The organism is Mesorhizobium sp. CNPSo 4671 (genome assembly GCF_057784245.1).
The window spans coordinates 22,946-43,671 of the sequence record NZ_JBWLUW010000026.1 but is presented as its reverse complement, the minus strand read 5'-3'; the positions used below and the strand labels follow the sequence as shown (position 1 = coordinate 43,671).

Here is a 20,726-nt window from a genome sequence, read left to right as displayed (position 1 = left end):
GGCGCGACCTTCGGTTACAACGCCCAGACCGGCGAGTATGGCGACATGATCGCCATGGGCATCGTCGACCCGGTCAAGGTCGTGCGCACCGCTCTCCAGGACGCGGCCTCGGTCGCCGGCCTGCTCGTCACCACCGAAGCCATGATCGCGGAGGCTCCGAAGAAGGAGTCGGCTGGCGGCGGCATGCCTGGCGGCATGGGCGGCGGTGGCATGGGCGGCGGTGGCATGGGCGGCATGGGCGGCATGGACTTCTAAGGTCCACGCAACTCGACGATCACGGAGGGGCGGCAAAAATGCCGCCCTTTCTTCGCGCCCATTGCGCCGGTTTCGGCGGCTTTCAAGCCGGGGTATGCCCGCCAAGGGTTGTACTATGTTTAAACGGACACCGCCCTTTTTTGCTGGGCTGGCTTTGCCGTTGCGCAGTGGCTGCGCGCGCAGCGATGACCGCACGGTGATTATTCCGGGACCACTTGATGCCAACTACTCTTTGACAAAGCCCCCCACGTCTGCAGCAGCAACCGATCGAAACCAGCGTGTTTCCGGTTGTGCCATAGGAGCCAGAAAGGCTCGAACTGCGCCGTGCAGCAGGTCACAAGACATCAAACAGGCGCGCATCACGGTTGCCAGTGTTACGCCCTCTTCTTCTGAGCCGCATAAGCCGCTGGTCTGCAAGAATGTCAGCCAGCCCGGCAAGCAACACCGTGTGCTTTGCAAATAGGACCTTGGGCTTCGCCAGAATTTCCACCATCAGAGCGTCGCGGCGTCTTTCCCGGATCAGGTTGTCATGCGGTACTGTTCGCAAAAGGGCTCTCTCGAAGGGCGTATGACATCGCTGTTTTGGCTTACTCTGCGCGTCGCCCCTTGAAAACAGAACAGGCTGATCCGCGGCAGCAAAAGGGCTGTCGTGACGGGCCGCGCGGCTTGACGACTTATGGATCCTGTAAACCGCGATCGTGCTGGGGCAGCATCCGCACCGACAGCGCCAGCGTCTCTCAGCGGAAAAAGCCCGCCACTCTAGACGGGAGAGTGGCGGGCTTTTTGCAGTGGTACTCGAACTGAATACGCGTTCCCGCTGACATTAGCTGTGGATAATTAAGGCAGCATTAACGCGCAAAATCGGGCCATCTAAATCGATCCGAATGTAAGGTGCGGCGGGCTCGGAGGGTCCGGCCCTGAGCACGTGTCGCCGACGAATCCATATCGCGCGAGCTGTCAGAAAATCCGCGCTTGACGTTACGTAAGGTCCCATGTTTTTCAAGGTGCTGGGGACGATTTCCAGTCTTGGTCCAGGGCGACGAAAATGAGGGCAGCGATGGTGGCTGGCGAACCTAACGACGTGCGCGTCAAACGCTGCAGTGGGGGATGGGCCGTTCATATTGTTGAGGGCGGAGAACTGACGGTTCATCGGTTCAGCACACAGTGTCCCGCTGAGAATTTCGCCGATGGCCAACGAGCCAGGCTCGGCCTTCCCAGCAAGCCACCGATTGACGAAATCTGATATCTTCGCCGAATTTGGGGAGACGTCGGATAGCTGGTGAATCGCTGGCCCCGGCGCGAAGGGCCATTTCAATGCTGCTTGCGGCCTTTCGGCTGCCCATATTTGCGATCTCGCGAAAGCCCGCCGTATCGAAAGGCCACCGGACTCGTTCTTTCGAAACCGGAGGGTCAGCGGCTCGGGCAGGTTTAGATACTCTCGTTAGCGCCGAGTAAGTTGCAACGGGGGAGAGGCCTGCACACATGTGGAGGCCAAGTCACTCTCCAGAGACCAGGGCAGGGATGGCCAAAGCCTCACCCGCCTCGTCAAGGATCGAGAAACTGTAACGGCCATCGGCATCGAGATCGACGGAGTAGCTTAGGCGGTCGAGTATGTTGTTGTCCTGGTCGAACGTAACGATCCGCGGCTTCAGCGACGTAATGTGCGCTTCGTCCAGGTAGATGGAGTTGCAGACAATGATCTGGTCGTCCGGCTGGCAGGTGCGGGCAGCCGCACCGTTGAGGATACAGCAACGTGAGCCGCGCTCGCCCAGAATGACATAGGTCGAGATCCGCGCGCCGGAATTCTTGTTCCATATCTCCACGAATTCCATGGGCAGGATCCCGGCTTCTTCGCAGTGGTCAGGGTCGAGCGTTATCGAACCGTGGTAGTTGAGGTTTGCTTCGGTGACGTGGATGCCGTGTAGCTTGCCGGCGACTAGTTTTCGCATTGATCCGTTGTCCTATCCATCGTGAATGACCCGTCAGCAACTCGTGCCTGGCTAAATTCCAACGACGAGTGCGCCGCCGCTGAGACCCGCACCCGCTGCCGCCAGCAGGATTTTCTCGCCCGGCCGAAACGGCTCCGTTTGATGGGCGAGCGACAGAGAAAGGGGAATCGTCGCGGCGGAAGAGTTGCCGTACTCGGCGATCGTCTTGACCGTCGCATGATCAGCAATGCCAAGGTTTCGCCCGACCGCATCGAAAATACGAACATTGGCCTGATGTGGCACGAACCTGCCGACATCTTCTGGTTGGGCTCCGGCAGCGGCAAGCGCGCTGATCGAGCAATCAGTCATCATCTCGACCGCCTTAGCGAACACTTCGCGGCCGTCGGTCATCGTCATGAGGGTTTGCCCGAGATCCAGGCCGCCACGGAACGGGATATTGCTTCCACCCGCCGGGATCTGGATCAGCCCGTAGCGCGAGCCATCCGAATCCACGGAAGCGCCGAGAATCCCCCGATCGGCATCCCCGCACGGACCAATCACCACGGCGCCGGCGGCATCGGCGAAAAGAACCGAGCTTGCGCGCTCGGCCGGATTGATGCGACGGCTGAGGATGTTGGCGGCAATGACAAGGCTCGCCTTGCCGTGTAGGCGGGTGAAGCCGTCCGCGAACATCAGCGCATAGATGAAGCCGGCGCAGGCGCCGGTCAGATCGACCGCGCCTGCGCGGCCAAGGCCGAGCTTGTGCGCGACCAGGGGCGCGCTTGGCGGCAGGAGATGGTCGGGCGTCGAAGTGGCGAGCAACAGCAGACCAATGTCGCTACGGTCGATCCCGGCGTTCGCCAGCGCCATCTCGCCAGCCTGCGTGGCAAGGCCGGACAGCGTGTCTTCATCTGTCGCCCAGAAGCGCGAACGAATTCCGGTGCGCCGCTCGATCCAGCCTGGCTCGAGCCCGAGACGATCTTCGATCTCCTGATTCTCGACCTTGCGCGCCGGCGCATGATGGCCGAACCCGAGAATGCGCGACGATCGGCTCATGGCCCCGAACCGAAGCGTTCGCTGGCCTCCTCGATGGCGTCATAGAGACCGTCCAGTTCCTCGCTGGTGATGCAATAGGGCGGCAGAAGATAGAGGACATTGCCAAGCGGACGCACGAGCAGGCCGCGATCGAGGAAAAAAGCGCGCAGTTTTGGCCCGATCTCGGCCAGATAGCCGGCGGAGTCGGTGCGCAGATCGAGAGCCGTGATCGTCCCGGTCGCCCGGCTGTCGGTGAAGTTGGCATTGTCGCGAAAGCGTTGAAGCCCGGCGGCCTGCTTTGCACTCAGGGCCGCGACCCGCTCGGCTACCGGCTCGTCGCGCCAGATCTCGACATTGGCGAGTGCGGCCGCGCAGGCAATCGGATTGGCGGTGTAGGAGCTCGAATGAAAGAAGGTTTTCTTACGGTCTTCGGAATAATGGGCCTGGAAGATGGCATCGGTGGCGAGCGTGGCGGCTAGCGGGATGGCACCGCCGGTCAAGCCCTTCGAGGTGCACAGGATATCCGGAGAGATCGCGGCCTGCTCGCAGGCGAACATGGTTCCGGTGCGACCCCAGCCGGTCATCACTTCGTCGGCGATCAACAGCGTGCCGGAGGCTTCGGCAATCTTCTTCAGTTCGGTCAGAACCCAGGCGGGATACATCAGCATACCGCCGGCGCCAAGCACCAGCGGCTCGACGATCAGCGCGGCGGCCCGCCGGTCGCGGGCAACGGCCTCGAACCGATCCAGCGTCTCTTGTTCGCGTCCCGCGGCCGGGAAGGGAATGGTGTCAACCTCGAACAGCAAAGGCTCGTAGGCGGCGTTGAACACGCCGCGGGCGCCAACGCTCATCGTGCCGATGGTGTCGCCATGATAGCTGTGTTCCATGACGACGATGCGCGAGCGCGGTGCCCCGATGTTGCCGAAATAGCCAAGCGCCATCTTCAGTGCGACTTCGACTGAGGTCGAGCCGCTGTCGGAATAGAACACCCAGTCGAGACCGGAGGGAGCGAGGCCGACAAGGGCCTTGGCCAGGCGCTCCGCCGGCTCGTGGGTGAAGCCGGCGAAGATGATCTGGTCGAGGCTCGCCGCAGTCGTCTCGATCGCCTTCATGATGCGGGGATGGCGGTGGCCATGCGTGACGACCCACCAAGAGGAAATGGCATCCAGGATGCGCGTGCCGTCGGCCTTGTGGAGGTAGGCGCCTTCGGTCAAGACGATTTCAGGGATCGCCGGCTCGAGCGCATGCTGGGTGAAAGGATGCCACACACGGGACTGCGACATTCATTCGCCTCCGGTCATCGAGGCAAGGTCGAAGCCGGCAACCATCGCATCCCTCAGCGTCTCACTCGTCAGGGGATCAAGGTGTGGCAGCCTGCCAAGCTGCCGCACGCCGCCCAGCTCCACGATTGTTCTTTGCGTATCGGCCATTTCATCGCCGATGAAGGCGACGCCGAGGAGCGGGATTGAGCGGACCCGCAGCGCCTCGATCGACAGCAGGGTGTGATTGATCGTGCCGAGTGTGGTGCGGGCACACAAAATGACCGGCAGCTTCCACTCAGCGAAGATGTCAATGAAGCTTGTGCGCCGGTTGAGTGGCACCATAAGCCCACCCGCGCCCTCGATAACCAGCGGCGTCGGCAGGACCGGAAAGGTAAGATCGGCAGCCTTGATCGCGACACCGTCGATCTCGGCCGAACGATGCGGCGACAGCGGGCTTCGTAACCTGTAGGCTTCCGGCAGCACGCGCTCCGACGGCAGGCCGGCAAGCCGTACAACGACCTCACTGTCAGTCTCGTCGTCGAGCCCCGATTGCACCGGTTTCCAATAGAAGCCGTCGAGCTGGCCGGCGAGCCCGGCCGCAAACACGGTCTTGCCAATTCCGGTGTCCGTTCCGGCGATGACGATGCGTTGGGTCATATCGCCCCCGGCCGTGTTTGGGCCAACACCTCGGCGAGCGCCTCGACCATGGCGCAAATGTCCGGCTTATTGACGTTGAGCGTCAGCGAAATGCGCAGCCGCGATGTGCCCTCTGCCACAGTCGGCGGACGAATGCCGCGTATGTCGAAGCCGCGCGCCTGCAGTGCCGCCGCCACCGCCATGGTGCGCCTGTTATCCCCAATGACAAAGGGCTGGATCTGCGACCCGCTGGGCTTCACGCCGCAGCGGTCGGCCAGTTGGCGGCCCGCGAAGGCAACGCGTTCCTGCAACTGAATACGGCGCACAGGCTCGTCCGACAGCATGGCGAGCGCTTCGCGGACCGCGACTGCCATCAGCGGCGATGGCGCGGTGGCGTAGATGAATGGCCGGCACCGATTGATGATGTAGTCGCACAGCGTTCGCGGCGCTGTGACCAGCGCACCGGACGCGCCGAGGGCCTTGCCGCATGTGTGGAGCGCGACGATGTTGTCACGGCCCTCGAATGCCGCGGCCAGCCCCCGACCGTCCGGTCCCCAGACGCCGGTGGCATGGGCTTCGTCGACGAGGATGAAAGCCTCGCGCCGATCTGCCAGCGCGACCAGACTTTCTAGGGGCGCATAGTCGCCATCCATGCTGTAGAGGCTCTCGACCGCGATCCAGGCGCGCCCGACGCCGCCGTCTGCGCGCCAGCGGGTGATAGCAGCATCGAAGGCATCGACATCGTTATGCGCTGCCAGCTGGAACTCGGCGCGTCCGGCCTGCGCCCCCTCATGCATGCTGGCATGGGCAAGCTCATCGAGGACCAAAAGGTCGCCCTTCTGCGGCAGCGCGGTTAGCAGTGCAAAGTTGGCGATGTAGCCACCGCCGAAGAACAGCGCGCGTTCGGCCCCGAAGAACGTTGCCGCCTCTGCCTCTAGTTCCTCATGCTCGGGCGCGTTGCCGCGCAGCAGCCGCGATCCTGTGGCGCCCACCGGTGTGCCGCGGGCAATGGCGGCCGCGACCGCGTCGCCGAGCCTCTTGCTGCCCGCAAGCCCCAGATAGTCGTTCGACGAGAAGTCGAGACCGGCGCGCGGCGCAAGCTGCCGCAGCCGGCCCCTGCGCGCCAGCCCCTGCAGGGTTGCCTCGTAGCGGGCCAGCGGTGCCCCGTTCATTGCGCCTCAAATTCCATCGGCTCGATGCCGAGACGCCGCAACAGCAGCGTATCTTTGTCCTCGCCTGGATTGTCGGCGGTGAGCAGCGTGTCGCCGACGAAGATCGAGTTGGCACCGGCAAAAAAGCACAGCGCCTGCATCTCGTCAGTCATGGCAGTGCGGCCGGCGGAAAGGCGGACATGCGATTTCGGCATCATGATGCGGGCCAGCGCGATGACGCGCACGAATTCGATAGGTTCGATCGGCCTGGCGTGGGCAAGCGGGGTGCCGTCGATCGGGATAAGCATGTTGATCGGAACGCTTTCGGGATGCTCCGGCAGGTTGGCAAGAGTGACGAGCATGTCGATGCGGTCCATCGGCTCCTCACCCATGCCGACGATGCCGCCACAGCAGACCTTGATGCCGGATTGGCGCACGTTCTCAAGTGTCTCAAGCCGATCGGCAAAGCTTCGTGTGCTGATCACCTCGCCGTAGTAGCGTTCCGAGGTATCTATGTTGTGGTTATAGTAGTCCAGCCCTGCCTGCTTCAGTCTAATGGCCTGCTCACGATCGAGCATGCCAAGCGTCATGCACGTTTCCATGCCGAGCGCCTTGACGCCTTCGACCATGGCCACCACCGCATCCATGTCGCGCGGCTTCGGATTGCGCCAGGCCGCACCCATGCAATAGCGGGTGGCGCCGGCGTCAAGCGCCTTGGTCGCCTCTGCGATGACGCGCTCCAGTTCCATCAGCTTCGAGGCTTTCAGGCCGGTTTCGTGATGCGCCGATTGGCTGCAATAGCCGCAATCTTCCGGGCAACCGCCTGTCTTGATGCTAAGAAGCCGGCTGAGCTGAACTTTGTTCGGATCGAAATTCTGGCGGTGAACGGTCTGCGCGAGGAAGAGCAGATTGTTGAAAGGTGCGTCGTGAAGTCCCCGAGCCTTCTCCAGGGTCCACATCCCGCCATCAGCGCATTGCGTCCGCGGCGTCGTGTAAGTCGGATTAGTGTCGTGCATATCCGTCCTGTTTCCTGGCTCTTCACTTGCCGAAGCTTCTTCGTCCGATTGATACCGCTTCGATTTACTATCGATGCCCGACCGGTTGGTGGCGATCACGGCGAGTAATAGTCCAGTCCGATGTCGAGAATCGGCGCGCTATGGGTCAGCCAACCGATGGACATCAGGTCGACGCCAGTGGCCGCGATGACGGGCGCGGTCGAAGCGGTGATCCGGCCCGACGCCTCCGTGATCGCCCGGCCGGCAACCATGGTCACAGCCTGGCGAAGCTCATCGATCGGCATGTTGTCGAGCAGGACGGCGTCTGGGGCGAGCGAGAGGGCTTCTTCCAACTGGGCCAGCGTGTCGACCTCGACTTCGATCTTGACGAGATGGCCTATGCTCTTTCTCGCGCACTTGATGGCGCGGCGGATGCCGCCGGCAACCGCGATGTGGTTGTCCTTGATCAGGACGGCGTCGTCGAGGCCGAAGCGGTGATTGGCACCGCCGCCAGCACGCACGGCGTATTTTTCGACCATCCGCAACCCGGGCGTCGTCTTGCGGGTGCAGGTAATCTTGGCGCGGTGCTCGCGAACCGCTGCGACAATCGAAGCGGTTGCCGTGGCAATGCCGCTCAAATGGCATAAGAAATTCAGCGCCGTGCGTTCAGCGGTAAGAATGGCCCGGGTCGGACCACTCACCGATGCAATTATCTCCCCTTGAGCAACTCTGCTGCCGTCGGCTCGGTTCACATCGAGCTTGATATTTTGGTCGATCAACTTGAAGGCGAGGCTCACCAGATCGAGCCCGGCGACAACACCGTGCTCGCGTGCAGCCAGCACGGTTGTGGCGTGGTGATATTCCGCTACGGTCGCGTCTGTCGTCACGTCACCGCCTCTGCCAAGGTCTTCGAGGAGGGCTGAGCGTACCAGCGGCTCGAGCATCATCGCGGGAAGTGGTGACAGGCTCATCAGGTGGCACTTTCCAGCGTTGGCGAGGGTGTAAGTTCCCGCGCTGCGGCCAAGGCGGCCTCGAGGGTGATCTCGGAGCGTCGTGCAACAGCCGCAGGATGGGGGAAATCCTCGCGGTAATGAGCGCCGCGGCTCTCTCGGCGCCGCAAGGCGGAAATAGCAATCATCAGACCCACAGCAGCCGAATCCGATGCCGCGTCCTGGTTTTCGGCGAGCGGCAACAGCGCCCGTGCGGCCGCCTCCAAGGCTTCGCCGTTGCGCACGATGCCGAGTGCGCGCGACACGAAAGGACGCGCGGGTGCCGGATCGGGTGACGGGTAACTGCCCGCAAACAGTGGCCTTGTTCTGCGAGCAGGCGTTCCGGCCACGCTTTCAGCGACCCAGCGCGCACACACAACGGCCTCCGTCAAGGAATTGCTGGCCAGCCTGTTGGCGCCATGCAGTCCGGTCGAGGCAGCTTCGCCACAGGCCCACAACCCCTTGACCGACGTCTTACCCGAGCCGTCCACGGCGATACCACCCATGTGATAGTGCTGGGCAGGGCGAATAGGAATGAGATCGCGCGCGGGATTGATGCCGTATCCACGACAGGCAGATGCGATTGTGGGGAAGTGTCGGACAAATTTCGCCCCAGGCCGTTGCCGCGCGTCGAGGAAGACCTGATGACCATCTGCCAAATGACTCCAGACCGCGCGTGCAACGATATCCCGTGGCGCGAGTTCGGCGCCCGGCACGCCATCGAGGAAGCGTCGACCTGTCTCATCGATCAGGGTAGCACCTTCGCCGCGGACGGCCTCGCTGACCAGCGCCATAGGGCGTTCGGGGCCATCAAGCGCGGTCGGGTGGAACTGGATGAACTCGAGGTCGGCAAGGACCGCTCCCGCGCGGGCCGCAAGCGCCAAGCCCTGTCCGCAACTTCCCGAAGGATTGGTGGTATCGAAAAACAGCCCGCCGATCCCACCGGTGGCAACCACGACCCGGCGTGAGCCGAAGAAGACAGGTCCTAACGAACAGCTCGCCCAGACGCCTTGGATCTCATTGTCCCTGACAGCCAGACGACGCGCTTCCACGCCCTCAACTACGACAATCGAGGGAGTTGAGCGCACGGCCGCGATCAGCGCACGCATGATCTCACGCCCGCTGCCGTCGCCATGCGCATGAACGATGCGACGCCGGCTGTGAGCGGCCTCCAAGCCGAGACACAATGATCCCTTTGGCGTACGGTCGAACGGAACCCCCAAGCCCGCAAGCCCCTCGATTGCGCTGGGCGCGGCTTGGAGGATGCGGCTCGCCATATCTGGGGCGCACAGACCACCCCCGGCGGCAAGCGTATCGGCCAAGTGCAGCTCCGGATCGTCGTCTTGGCCCAAACTTGCAGCCAGTCCCCCCTGAGCCGAGGTGCTCGACGAGTCAGCTCCCAGGAGCGTCCTGGACAGAAGAAGCACCGGCTCCGGCGCTAGTTGAAGCGCGGTCATCAGTCCGGCGATGCCGCCGCCGATGATGATGGGTCGCCCAAAGAAGCTGCGGACACAGGCGCTCAAATTGCCAGCATCCGTTCGACCGCGAGCCGCGCGCGCCCAGCGATGCTGGGCTCGATCGTGACGACATGGCGGTTCTGCTCAAGCGCCATGCGGATGTTGGCGAGCGTGATCCGCTTCATGTGCGGGCACAAATTGCAGGGCCGGATGAAGTCGACTTCTGGATGCGCTACCGCGACGTTGTCGCTCATTGAGCACTCTGTCATCAGCACGACGCGCGACGGCTTTTGCCGTTCGACATAGTCGGACATGGCTGCGGTCGAGCCCGAAAAATCGGCTTCAGCCACAACGTCGGGCGGACATTCAGGATGGGCTAGCACCGTCACGCCGGGATGGTTTTCGCGCAACTCGCGGATATCGGCCGGTGTGAAGCGCTCATGCACTTCGCAATGGCCTTTCCAGGCGATGATCTCAACGTCGGTTTGGGCGGCGATATTGTGGGCCAGATATTCGTCTGGCAACATAATCACCCGGTCAACGCCAAGGGATTCGACGACCGCCTTGGCGTTGCCCGAGGTGCAGCAGATATCCGACTCGGCTTTCACTTGAGCCGACGTGTTGACATAGGTGACGATCGGCACGCCGGGATAACGCTGGCGCATCAAGCGTACGTCTTGTGCCGTGATTGAATCAGCCAGCGAGCAGCCGGCGTCTAGATCTGGGATGAGCACCGTCTTGTCCGGATTAAGCAGCTTGGCCGTTTCGGCCATGAAATGCACGCCGGCCAGCACGATGACTTGCGCCTCGACCGTCACAGCCTTGCGAGCCAGTGCCAAGCTGTCGCCGACGATATCGGCCACGCAATGGAAGATCTCAGGCGTCTGATAATTGTGCGCCAGGATGATCGCGTTGCGCTCGCGTTTCAGCGCCAGAATAGCCTCGATGTCCGGGCTGAAAACCGCCCATTCCCCGGGCGGGATGACGCGCCAGACGCGCCGATACAGAGACGCCGCCGAAGATAACGCCCCGCTCATCATCGGCGCTCCCAATTATAATCTATTTGACTATAAGTGGTATATATCCACGTTGACTATAAGCGTGTCAACCCTTGGCGACCGGCAATTTTGTGCCGACCATCGCCGTTTCGTCGAGGACCGCGTGGCGGAAGCGATAGAGTCTTGCCGGGCGCCCGCCCGTGTCGACCGAAGTCTCGCCGGTCTCCTCGACCAGTTCCTGCTGCTCTATCAGGCGACGAAAGTTCGGCTTGTTGATCAGCCTGCCGACGAGCGCTTCGACGGTTCGTTGCAGCTGCAGCAGAGTGAAATACTGCGGCATCAGCTCAAAGACGACCGGCCGGTATTTGATCTTTGAGCGTAGTCGCGCAATACCCGTCGCCACGATGCGGCGATGATCGGCCACCATGGACTTGCTGGGCACAAGCGAAGGCAGCGTCGCGTCGGGTCCGCTTCCAGCCTCTTGGACCAGGCCTGCTTCGTAAACCAACTCATAGCGTTGAAGCGTGAGTTCCTCGTTCCAATGCCGCCCGTCTAACCCGAAGGCAATCGCTACCCGCCGCCGTCGTTCACGTCTTACGGCTGCGTCGCCGATGCTGTCTGCCCATTCAATCAGGCGCGGTCTCAGCACGTCCAGCACCACAGGCGGGGTGCCGTAGCGATGGTCTTCCCATGGAAAATATTCATACCAGCTTCGCCATCCGCACTTGGCCGAACCCGCTGCCTGTTCCTTGCGGGTCAGTGCGAGATAGCTGATGGAGATGGCGCGCTGCCGGCGCTCGGCGCCGGCGCGGTCCCGATCGGCGAAGGTGTAGAGCTGCTCAATATAGCCCAGCGGATGACCGGTCTGCTGCTCGACCCAGCCCCTCAAACCCGCTTGCAGCGATCGGTGCTCAAGCGCAAATGGTCCGGAAGGGAGTGTGTTCGCCTGCCCGATGGTGAGGACACAGGGTTCATTGTCGCTTACGGCGACAACAAAGGCGATCAGATCCACTTTGGCTTCGTCGGCCTCGACGGTGGTTCGGTCTTTCGTGGTTCCTTTTGCCTGATCGTCCATGTTCGCGAAAGTGGTTGGTCAGGCTCGGAGCGCCTGAATCGATTTAACTTAAGCGCGCGTGTCTGCACGTCAACACCGCGCAGCTGCACGGTCAGTTTTTAGCTCTGCGCACTTGCACAAAAACGTTCCAAACGCGACACCTGAGGTGGGTCACGTTAGGGAAGGAGGCATGCGTTGAGCACAGCTGGTATTTCAAAAGCGATTACACCGCCCGATATTCGGGCGCGTAAGGGTGGTGTCCCGCTCGTTTGCCTCACCGCCTATACGACGCCGATTGCGAAGCTGGTCGATCGACATTGCGACATCGTTCTCGTCGGCGACAGCGTCGGCATGGTCCTGCACGGCCTGCCTTCCACACTCGGCGTCACGCTCGACATGATGATCATGCACGCCAAGGCAGTGCGCCGTGGCCTCAAGCGGGCGCTGATGGTCGTTGATCTGCCGTTCGGTTCCTACGAGGAGAGTCCCGAGCAGGCGTTCCGCAACGCGGCTCGCCTGATGGCTGAGACCGCCTGCGCGGCTATCAAGCTGGAGGGGGGCGAGGCGATGGCTGCTACTATTCGCTTCCTCACGGCTCGTGGCATTCCTGTCATGGCCCATATCAGCCTGACGCCGCAGGCAGTCAACGCTATCGGCGGCTACCGCGTGCAGGGCAGGGGAGAGGACGCCGAGCGGATCAGGCGCGACGCGATATCGGTCGCGCAAGCGGGCGCTTTCTGCGTTGTGCTTGAAAAGATACCAGAGCAGCTCGCGCGGCTGATCACCGGCGAGATTGAAATCCCCACTATCGGCATCGGAGCCTCACCGGCCTGCGATGGCCAGATCCTGGTCAGTGACGACATGCTCGGCCTGTTCTCCTCGTTCAGGCCGAAATTCGTCAAGCGCTACGCAGAAATCGGCGATCAGGCCGGCGCCGCGATCGCGGCCTACGCGGACGAGGTGCGCAAGCGGCACTTCCCCGCTGCCGAGCACGTCTTTATCGATGCGCCCACGGGCGCCGAAGCCGGCGTCACAAGAAGCGGAGAAGCGCCATGAGCCTGCCGATTGTCAGGACCGTGCCAGGCTTCACCGCGGGGGCCCAGGTCAGAGAGGGCTGTGCGGCGCCTTGATGACATGGCGACAGTTCTCGCCTAGCTCTTTCCTGCAGATAGGCGCTGGTATGGCCCGGGATCTGAATTTCCAATTACCATCCTTGCCTGTCCGAGAGTCCGCGAAGCCGACGGTCTTGCACTGTCATCGCGCAATGTCCTGCTCTCACCAGCCGAGCGCTGTCGCGCCGCAAACCATTTCTTCGCTCAGAAGCAAGACGCAATCACAGTGATGATGGTGAAAAGATCGCGCGCGCTGAATCGGTTCGGGATCGAGTAATTCAAGCCTCTGTCCGGCATTAGGCACCATTCATACGGAGGTCATGCAAAGCGCAATGCATCGCCTATTCGAAAACTTTGTCGAGCAACTGTCAGCAAGTGTTGATGCTGTCGATCTCCGTGAGGCGATGGTGGCCGCTGCTGCGGGCTTCGATTTTCCGCTCTTCGCCTACTTCAGTTACCCGACGATGTCCGGGGGGGGCCCCTCGACTGATCTCGAATTATCCGTCCTCCTGGGCATCACATTATCTGCAACAGCGATATGACCGCCTTGATCCGGTCATCCTGCGTGGGCTGCAGGGCTGGGATACCTTTCATTGGGGTGTGGAGCGGGGTCGGCAGTGTTTGCCGATTTCGCAGCAAAGAATTCTGGAAAGTGCGGCTGAGATTGGCATTCGCGGCGGGCTGACGATATCCATGCATGATCATCGCGGCCGGTTTGCTGCCCTGACCCTTGCTTCGGACGAGTCTTGTCCGACTCTTTTGCGGTCTCTGGCACGCTACGAAAAAGCCTTGCAGCTGATGGCCATCAACTTTCACATCCATGCCCGAGCTAGGCTCGCCGACGATCGCGTGGTGGATGGTGTGACGCTCACCCCACGGGAGTTCGAGTGCCGGAAATGGGCGGCGCGCGGCAAGTCGGCTTGGGATATCAGCCAGCTCCTCGGCGTTTCAAGGCGCACCGCGACCTTCCATCTCGAAAACGCCAAAGCAAAGCTTGGCGTTCGAACGACCAACCAGGCCGTTGTACGGCTGGCCGCCTCCGGCCAGGCGAGATTCTAATTCCTCGGCCACGATAGCTGTAAACGTCTACACGCTGCTTCGCGGTCAGCTTTGCCTTCGATGACGCGGTACATCCCGCACGGACGCGACCATGATGCAGCTGATAACGCCAGAACTTTACGGCGAGTTCGCCAGCGAGCTCAACGAGATGCACGGACTGAGGTATCGGGTGTTCAAGGAAAGGCTCGATTGGGACGTTGAGACCAAAGACCAAATGGAAATCGACGCGTTTGATGCCTACAGGCCTGTCTATCTGCTTCTCAAGGGATCCGATTGGCGAATTCGCGGTTGCGTGCGTCTTTTTGCCCAGCACAGGACCCACAATGTTGCGCGATACGTTCCCAGCGCTGCTGGGTGCTGACGCCGTGCCCTCGACGCCCGACATATGGGAAAGCAGTCGTTTTGCGCTCGATCTTCCCGCGTCAGCGCCCAACTCGGCCGGCGGGCTGGCCCAAGCAACCTACGAGCTCTTTGCCGGCATGCTCGAGTTCGGCTTGGCCAAGCATCTCGCCCAGATAGTAACGGTGACCGACACGCGCATGGAGCGGATCCTGCGCCGCGCGACGTGGCCATTGTCGCGCATCGCACAACCGAAGCCCGTCGCCTCAGGGGACGTCTGAGCGGGCCGGTCCTGTGGCAACCGGTCTTAGGCCAGTCGGCATAGCGACCATCTGGGCCGTGAACAATGCTCGTCTGCTCGGGGAAGCGACGGTCGGTCGTGCATGCTGGCCGGACTGGCGTCGCCACCAAGCTATCACTATGCCAGTCGACTGCCCCGGGCTGCCTGGGCCTTGGAATTTCTTCGGCGCAATCCGCTATTCCAGCGCGAGCACGCCCAAATCGCACCGCCGGGCACGATTGAGGGAACCCCCGCCGATACCAGGATAGTCGAGTTGACGAGTGGATCATCTTTCCTCAGCCATTGGAGCCTCCTTTTTCGCGGACGACCCACAATTGGACGCCGCCTCGGCAAGGGTCTTTTGGGACTCGCGCGACTGCGCCCGCATCCTGCGCGCCAGGGCGGAGACGGCTGGGCTCAACCATGATTTTCAACCGCTTGATCTTGCTTCGCTGTCATGCCGCAAGGACATCCTGCTGACCCCAGCCGGTGTGCAGCAGTATTGCTGAGGCAGGACTGCCGGGCTCTGCAGACGCACCCGTTGGATGCAATCGTTTCGCCGCGCCACTTGAAGTTCCATGTCGCCGCCCTTCAGTTCCTTAATGATATCGATGCAAGCGGCCGCCTGGCAGCCGCTTACTTTCCGCCGGAACCCCGCGGAAGGCGTTTGAGTGTCGTGCTGCAGGCGTTAGATGGCTCGCTCGCGGGAGCCTCCCATCAGGAGATCGCAATTGCCCTGTTCGGGTCAGCGCGTGTCGAACAAGATTGGGCTCATCCGGGCGGTCATCTTCGCGACCGGGTTCGTCGTGCCATCCAACGTGGTCGCCACCTGATGGGCGGCGGCTATAAGCAGTTCCTGATGTAGTTATTAAGCAGTTCCTAATTTAATTATGACGACAGCTTCGCAACCTTATTTCGACTGGCGCAGGGACCCGTCCGCATTTGCCAGCGAGGTAATTGTGCGTTGCACAAGCTTTGAAGCGCGGTTAGTTCTTCCGCTGCGGGAATCGGGTTTGGGTAATACGGAACGAAGCAACGAGACCAATGCTTCGTTGATAGTGCATTCATACCTGAGGATCCTAATGACCGTTACGAGTACCCACAAAGCCGGCGCTGCAAGCCTCGAATCGATCGCGCGAAACGGCAGCGTGCTACGCCGAATAGCTGTACGCATTCCGACCTACCTGTCGGATCTTCGCGAAAATCCAGCGTGGTTGCCCATGTTCGTGCTCGCCCGCACCATGCCGGCACGGCGAATGCACTGGCGTGGTGCAAAGCCTGTTCGATCGTCGCAGAAGGCACAGGATACGATGTTCATCCACGTCGATCGCCAGGACGTTGTCGATGCGCTGCAGTCCGACGGATTTTTTTCCGGACTCGTTTTGCCGAAATCTATCCATGAGTCGATCGCAGCTTTCGTGCGGTGCACACCTTGCTTTGGCAATTTCGATCGGCGTCTCGAATTCCTACCGACGGAGCATGCGGAGGCTGAGGCTCGGTTCGGCCGTCCCCTGCTGAGCGGCCATTATTTCGAGCGCATCCTCGACTGCAAGGCGGCACTCGCCGTCCAAAACGATCCGCTGCTGATGGATATCGCTGCGCACTATCTCGGCGGCCAGGCAAAACTGATTACCACGCGCGTCTGGTGGAGCTTCCCCACCGGCCAGGCCTCCGACGCCGACAAAAACCTGGCATCGCTCAACAAATATCACTTCGACCTCGATGACTGGCGCATGTTGAAGTTCTTCTTCTATCTACTGCCGGTCGACAAAGGTACCGGTCCGCATGTCTATGTCCGCGGCAGCCACAGGCGGCGCGCGCTCAAGCACCAGCTGACGCTTCTCGTCGGTCACCCCGCGAAAGAGATTTTGGACGTCTATGGCGAGCAAAGCCCCGTGACGCTTACTGGAGAGGCGGGGCTTGGCTTCGTCGAGGATCCATTCGGCTTCCACATGGGTACCGTGCCGACACACACGCCGCGGCTGATGATGGAAGTCGGCTTCGGCGTTTCACCGCCCTCGCGCCGACGCTTCCACGGCGAGCCGGTTATTCGCTGAGCTCGAAGGATTCCCGGAACAGCTTTTCCCAGGCCGAAACCAGTGCCTCGTAGGTTTCGAGCGCCACTCGACCGAAGCGCCGCGATGGAAGCCAGCGAAGGTCGGAACCACCTCGCTCCAACCGTTGCGACGGGGATCGCCGGTAACGATCTCCAGAACGGAGGCCGGGTTGCCGGCAAGGCGATGATCTATTTACTCGCCTGCTGGACGCTCGCCCTTATGGTCGGCCTCGTCGTGTCCAATGTCGTTCAACCCGGTGCCGGCCTCAGCCTCGCTCGACGTCGAGGCCGTGGATACCATCATCTCGGCCACGGCGGCGCGCCTTCGCGGAGCTCGCGTGAGGCCGTTCGGGCAGGGCGCTAAGCCGTCACATAGTCAGCTGGGTATCTGCACCAAAATAACCATGAGCCACCGCAACCTGGCAATTCATCACACGCGATGGCTCAGTCTTGCGCTGAAATAATCAGACCGCCGCTGAGTGCCTGGCGGCTTTGCCTTCGAAATATTTGTCAAACTTCACCGCAATGCTCCTCACGAAGGGACGATTTTCCTCCGGCACGACGAACTTGTCGCCTCGCAGCTCAAGCAGTCCAGCAGGATCGTTAAGGGCAATGGAGCTTGACTGAAGAAGGAGCTTTTGGCCGGCTTTCCCGAAGCTCTCCACCAGGTCTATCGCTGAAAAGGCGAAATCGCACATCAGCCGCTCGATTATCCAGCCCCGGACTCTATCGTCGTCCGAGAGCACGATGCCGCGCACAGCCGTCAACCCGCCGTCTCCAATCATGCGGCCGTACTCGCCGGTCGAAGTCGTGTTCTGCACGTAGCCTTGGCGAAACCGGCTGATCGACGAAGGGCCAAGTCCGATTAAGATCTCGCAACGATCCTCCGTATAGCCCTGAAAATTGCGATGCAAAGTCCCCGCGTGTGCCGCTACAGCCAGCGAATCGCCGGGCCTCGCGAAATGGTCGAGCCCAATTGATTCGTACCCCTTGTCCACAATCGCTCGCGCGGCTAGTTGCGATTGAGCGAGTCGCTCCATCGGTCCGGGAAGCCATGCCTCGTCGATCATCGTCTGATGTTTCTTAAACCAAGGCACGTGAGCGTAGCCGAACAGCGCCATCCTGTCCGGTTCCAGCGTGAGCGCCCGCGCCACGGTGGAACACAGGCTCTGCCTGGTTTGATGCGGCAGGCCATAGAGCAGATCAAGGTTCACGGAATCCACTCCGCGGGAGCGAACGCCATCGACAACTGCCTTGGTCTGCAAAAAGCTCTGCTCACGGTTGATCGCCTTTTGCACTCTCGGATCGAAATCCTGCACGCCGAGGCTCGCCCGCGTCATGCCTATTTTGGCAAGCGCGTCGAGGCGGCCTTCGTCCATATCGTTCGGATCGATCTCGACGCTGATCTTTACATCGTTGAAAAAGTCGAAATTGTCCCGCAGCACCGCTCCCAAGGTCACCATATCCTGCGGCTTCAGCATCGTCGGCGAACCGCCGCCCAGATGAACCGCGCGAACTCGACAACCCTTGCCGCTGACAAGGCCGCCAACCGTCGCGATCTCCGCATGCAGCGAGCGCAGATAAGCGGCCACCGGCTCGTAGTTGCGCGTCTGTTTGGTATGGCACGCGCAGAACCAGCAGAGCCTGTCGCAATAAGGGATATGCAGGTAAAGCGATATCTTGCCACCGCCTTCTAGCGCCTCCAGCCAGCCGCGGTAAACGACCGCATCGATGCCCGGATGGAAATGCGGCGCGCTCGGGTAACTGGTATAGCGCGGGACGTTCTCGCCAAGTTTGTGAGCTAGCTCGGGGCGCATGTCGTGGTCCATTTTTTTGCGTCGCCGGGACTCTGGACGCTAATATGAGCCAAAGCCCTGATTTCGATCAGGCTGCGGAACGACAAACTGCCGCAACGATTTTTCTACCGTGGATTGTTATCCTGCCGGCGCTTGGGACCGGGAGGGCGATCAGATCGGGAGAGCGATCAAATGACAGGACAGCAGGACATCCGCAGTTCCGACATTCCCTTTTATTGCCTGTCTTGCCAGGCACGGCACCGCGGCGTCTGCGGCGCGCTGCATCCAGATCACTTGGCTCGGCTCGCCAAGACGTCGTCGCGGCACAGGATCGAAGCTGGGGTCGAGCTGATGGGTGACGCCGAGGCCGTCGACAGCTATTCAAACCTGCTTTCGGGCGTTGTGAAGCTGACGAAGATCCTTTCAGACGGCCGCCAGCAGATAGTCGGTCTTCAGTTCGCGCCGGATTTTCTGGGACAGCCGTTCAAGGTGAAAAGTGCGATCAATGCGGAAGCGGCAACAGCTGTCTCTCTGTGCTCCTTTCCGAGAGCGGCCGTCGAACAAATGATGAAGCAATCACCCGAGCTCCAGCATCGCCTGTTCAAGCAGACGCTAAACGAGCTCGACGAGGCTCGCGAATGGATGGTGACCCTGGGATGCAAGACGGCACCCGAGAAGGTGGCGAGCTTTCTTCTCTTGATCGCCCGCAATATCGATTCCCGTGGGGGCCGGGCCGGGTCGGCGTGCTTCGATCTGCCGCTGACGCGTGCCGAGATCTCTGATTTCCTTGGAATTAGAGACGAGACGGTGAGCCGTGAGCTGACCAGACTGAGAATGGACGGCGTGATCCGGATCGAGAACAACCGTCGTGTCATTGTAGACAGCCTGAACCGCCTGGAACAGCGCCACGGCGGGCGGCGGCCGAGGCGCCACCGCCCGAAGAACGAGACTTGAGCGGCGAGGCCAGCCAACGCGCACCCCAAGAGACCTGCCCAAAGCTCACGGGGTTAAGCGATGGCTAATCGGCCGAGCCACTATCGGTGAAAGGCGAGGCGCTCGGCACGCATTGCAGTAACCAGCCCGCCGGAGTTGGTTGCTTCTGATATTCGGTAAGGGCTGCCGTGCACTGTTCGCGCTTGTCGAAGGTGCTGGGAAGAACGGTCATTCCTCCCCCTGGTCCGGCGATTACCAGATACCAGACCAATGCTACGCTCGAAGTCATGGAGATTTCCTTCTTCTGCCATCCGGGCTGTTGACGCCCGAATCGAGCGGACCCTAACAACTTCGGGCGGGTGGTAAAAGCAAGGCCAGCATCATCCCGTTGGGGGAGCCAAGATCACGCCGGCAAGAAGGATTTACAGGCTAGGCGCTGCCGTCCGTTTCGCTTTCCTCATCGACCATCCGAACGGGCAGATATGCGTTCGTTTCCAGCCACTCGCGAACGATGATGCCAATGAGATCCGAGCGGGTAACTTTCATTTCGGCGGCAATCGAGTTCAACGCATCGTCTGTCGCTGGCTCAAGAGGCACGCCGGCGACGTTCCGGAGCATCAGCGCCGCGCGCCGAAGGGTAATCTGCAGATCCGCCCGCGACATGTCGGCGATGCCGTTGGCGGCGCTTTCAAGTTCTTCGGCGATGGATATGCGTGTCATTATTTCACCTGTGATCGGTGGCCATTTTATTCGGACGGCCCAAAGGCCGATGGCTCACGACGCAGCCAAAGTCGGCGGCGGTGTTGGCCATTGCCGACGTCGAGCGAAGGGCGCCGGGTGTTCATCCCCACGCGGCGAAGAAATGCTTTTTGGTCATTTCGCCGACACAAGCCATCCATCTCTGCCGCCATCTAGCCGGTCAAGAGTCGAGAGGTACCAGTGTATCCCACCGCCTACTGACCACCACACGCTTCGTGCCTTATCCGCTCCGGCCGAAGTCGGCAGTCAAGGATTCATCGCTTCATATCGAGCATTGCAGCCGGAGCGTCTCTGTAATGAGCACCGCTGCGCCTGGACCAATACCAGCAGCCTCCCACGCTGGTCCCGGACACAAACTTGGAGTGGATAGCGAAAATTTCTGCGCGCTACCTCGGGCGCGACGACCCCTCGCAAGGATCTATCTGCTTCTGACTACCCAACATTCACACCCATCTCGCGGAGATAGGATTCCCTGGGTCAACATCCGGGACGTCCGCTTGCCTGGGAAGACGACCGAACGAGCATCGAATGCCAACTTGATAAAGGGCCGGGCAGCCGCACTGGCGAAATAGCATTTGCACGATGCACCAAGCGTCTCGTAAAAGGTCCACCCGAGAAGCGTGGACCTCCAG

Annotated in this window: 20 protein-coding genes and 4 pseudogenes; 10 read left to right on the top strand and 14 right to left on the bottom strand. The window is 61.3% G+C overall.

Annotated features, from left to right (window positions below):
- Positions 1–255 (top strand): TCP-1/cpn60 chaperonin family protein (locus AC04SF_RS35435; protein WP_488481559.1); only part of this gene is annotated, 255 nt, incomplete at its 5' end.
- A gap of 334 nt (positions 256–589) precedes the next feature.
- Here the strand turns inward: AC04SF_RS35435 and AC04SF_RS35430 are convergent.
- The 11 genes from AC04SF_RS35430 to AC04SF_RS35380 form a co-directional block, all read right to left on the bottom strand.
- Complete coding sequence (locus AC04SF_RS35430) at positions 590–748, bottom strand: hypothetical protein (RefSeq protein ID WP_488481558.1); 159 nt, start codon at positions 746–748, stop codon at positions 590–592.
- A gap of 1,003 nt (positions 749–1,751) precedes the next feature.
- Entirely contained in the window at positions 1,752–2,204 is a 453-nt protein-coding gene (gene panD / locus AC04SF_RS35425) for an aspartate 1-decarboxylase (protein WP_488481557.1), read from the bottom strand.
- Positions 2,205–2,255: 51 nt separating this feature from the next.
- The gene (locus tag AC04SF_RS35420) at positions 2,256–3,239 is read right to left on the bottom strand and encodes a beta-ketoacyl-ACP synthase III (protein WP_488481556.1); all 984 of its coding nucleotides are present in this window, start codon (positions 3,237–3,239) and stop codon (positions 2,256–2,258) included.
- Entirely contained in the window at positions 3,236–4,501 is a 1,266-nt protein-coding gene (locus tag AC04SF_RS35415; RefSeq protein ID WP_488481555.1) for an adenosylmethionine--8-amino-7-oxononanoate transaminase, read from the bottom strand. The genes AC04SF_RS35420 and AC04SF_RS35415 overlap by 4 nt, the downstream gene beginning before the upstream one ends.
- On the bottom strand, positions 4,502–5,137 hold the full coding sequence (bioD, locus tag AC04SF_RS35410; RefSeq protein WP_488481554.1) for a dethiobiotin synthase: 636 nt from the start codon (positions 5,135–5,137) through the stop codon (positions 4,502–4,504). It abuts the gene before it with no gap.
- On the bottom strand, positions 5,134–6,288 hold the full coding sequence (locus tag AC04SF_RS35405) for an 8-amino-7-oxononanoate synthase (RefSeq protein WP_488481553.1): 1,155 nt from the start codon (positions 6,286–6,288) through the stop codon (positions 5,134–5,136). Before AC04SF_RS35405 ends, bioD begins: the two co-directional genes overlap by 4 nt.
- The gene (gene bioB / locus AC04SF_RS35400) at positions 6,285–7,226 is read right to left on the bottom strand and encodes a biotin synthase BioB (RefSeq protein WP_488481564.1); all 942 of its coding nucleotides are present in this window, start codon (positions 7,224–7,226) and stop codon (positions 6,285–6,287) included. The genes AC04SF_RS35405 and bioB overlap by 4 nt, the downstream gene beginning before the upstream one ends.
- A gap of 152 nt (positions 7,227–7,378) precedes the next feature.
- A complete protein-coding gene (gene nadC / locus AC04SF_RS35395) occupies positions 7,379–8,233 on the bottom strand; it encodes a carboxylating nicotinate-nucleotide diphosphorylase (protein ID WP_488481552.1) in 855 nt (284 codons plus the stop codon).
- The gene (locus AC04SF_RS35390) at positions 8,233–9,774 is read right to left on the bottom strand and encodes an L-aspartate oxidase (RefSeq protein WP_488481551.1); all 1,542 of its coding nucleotides are present in this window, start codon (positions 9,772–9,774) and stop codon (positions 8,233–8,235) included. Before AC04SF_RS35390 ends, nadC begins: the two co-directional genes overlap by 1 nt.
- A complete protein-coding gene (nadA, locus tag AC04SF_RS35385) occupies positions 9,771–10,745 on the bottom strand; it encodes a quinolinate synthase NadA (protein ID WP_488481563.1) in 975 nt (324 codons plus the stop codon). Before nadA ends, AC04SF_RS35390 begins: the two co-directional genes overlap by 4 nt.
- Positions 10,746–10,812: 67 nt before the next feature.
- Positions 10,813–11,781 (bottom strand): NUDIX hydrolase, encoded by a 969-nt coding sequence (locus AC04SF_RS35380; protein WP_488481550.1) that lies wholly within the window; start codon positions 11,779–11,781, stop codon positions 10,813–10,815.
- A gap of 174 nt (positions 11,782–11,955) precedes the next feature.
- Between AC04SF_RS35380 and panB the strand changes: the two genes are divergently transcribed.
- From panB to AC04SF_RS35340, 8 genes and pseudogenes are all read left to right on the top strand, one after another.
- Positions 11,956–12,816, top strand: a complete 861-nt coding sequence (panB, locus tag AC04SF_RS35375) for a 3-methyl-2-oxobutanoate hydroxymethyltransferase (RefSeq protein ID WP_488481549.1) — start codon at positions 11,956–11,958, stop codon at positions 12,814–12,816.
- Between the two features lie 150 nt (positions 12,817–12,966).
- Positions 12,967–13,059 (top strand): annotated as a pseudogene (locus tag AC04SF_RS35370) (pantoate--beta-alanine ligase); the annotation flags it as partial.
- A 145-nt stretch (positions 13,060–13,204) separates the two neighbouring features.
- A pseudogene (locus AC04SF_RS35365) lies at positions 13,205–13,931 on the top strand (LuxR family transcriptional regulator).
- Between the two features lie 91 nt (positions 13,932–14,022).
- Positions 14,023–14,595 (top strand): annotated as a pseudogene (locus AC04SF_RS35360) (acyl-homoserine-lactone synthase).
- Positions 14,596–14,653: 58 nt separating this feature from the next.
- A complete protein-coding gene (locus AC04SF_RS35355) occupies positions 14,654–14,977 on the top strand; it encodes a transcriptional regulator domain-containing protein (protein ID WP_488481548.1) in 324 nt (107 codons plus the stop codon).
- 114 nt (positions 14,978–15,091) lie between these two features.
- Positions 15,092–15,415, top strand: coding sequence for a DUF2285 domain-containing protein (locus tag AC04SF_RS35350; protein WP_488481547.1), 324 nt, complete (start codon positions 15,092–15,094; stop codon positions 15,413–15,415).
- Between the two features lie 217 nt (positions 15,416–15,632).
- A complete protein-coding gene (locus AC04SF_RS35345) occupies positions 15,633–16,607 on the top strand; it encodes a hypothetical protein (protein ID WP_488481562.1) in 975 nt (324 codons plus the stop codon).
- 120 nt (positions 16,608–16,727) lie between these two features.
- A pseudogene (locus AC04SF_RS35340) lies at positions 16,728–16,880 on the top strand (cation:dicarboxylate symporter family transporter); the annotation flags it as partial.
- 190 nt (positions 16,881–17,070) lie between these two features.
- On the opposite strand, the gene hemN reads toward AC04SF_RS35340, so the two are convergent.
- Positions 17,071–18,423 (bottom strand): oxygen-independent coproporphyrinogen III oxidase, encoded by a 1,353-nt coding sequence (gene hemN / locus AC04SF_RS35335; protein ID WP_488481561.1) that lies wholly within the window; start codon positions 18,421–18,423, stop codon positions 17,071–17,073.
- 171 nt (positions 18,424–18,594) lie between these two features.
- Here hemN and AC04SF_RS35330 point away from each other — a divergent pair, with 171 nt between their 5' ends.
- A complete protein-coding gene (locus AC04SF_RS35330; RefSeq protein ID WP_488481546.1) occupies positions 18,595–19,356 on the top strand; it encodes a Crp/Fnr family transcriptional regulator in 762 nt (253 codons plus the stop codon).
- A gap of 64 nt (positions 19,357–19,420) precedes the next feature.
- Here AC04SF_RS35330 and AC04SF_RS35325 read toward each other — a convergent pair whose 3' ends face one another.
- On the bottom strand, positions 19,421–19,624 hold the full coding sequence (locus AC04SF_RS35325) for a hypothetical protein (protein WP_488481545.1): 204 nt from the start codon (positions 19,622–19,624) through the stop codon (positions 19,421–19,423).
- Positions 19,625–19,764: 140 nt separating this feature from the next.
- A complete protein-coding gene (locus AC04SF_RS35320; RefSeq protein ID WP_488481544.1) occupies positions 19,765–20,055 on the bottom strand; it encodes a hypothetical protein in 291 nt (96 codons plus the stop codon).
- Positions 20,056–20,726: the final 671 nt, after the last annotated feature.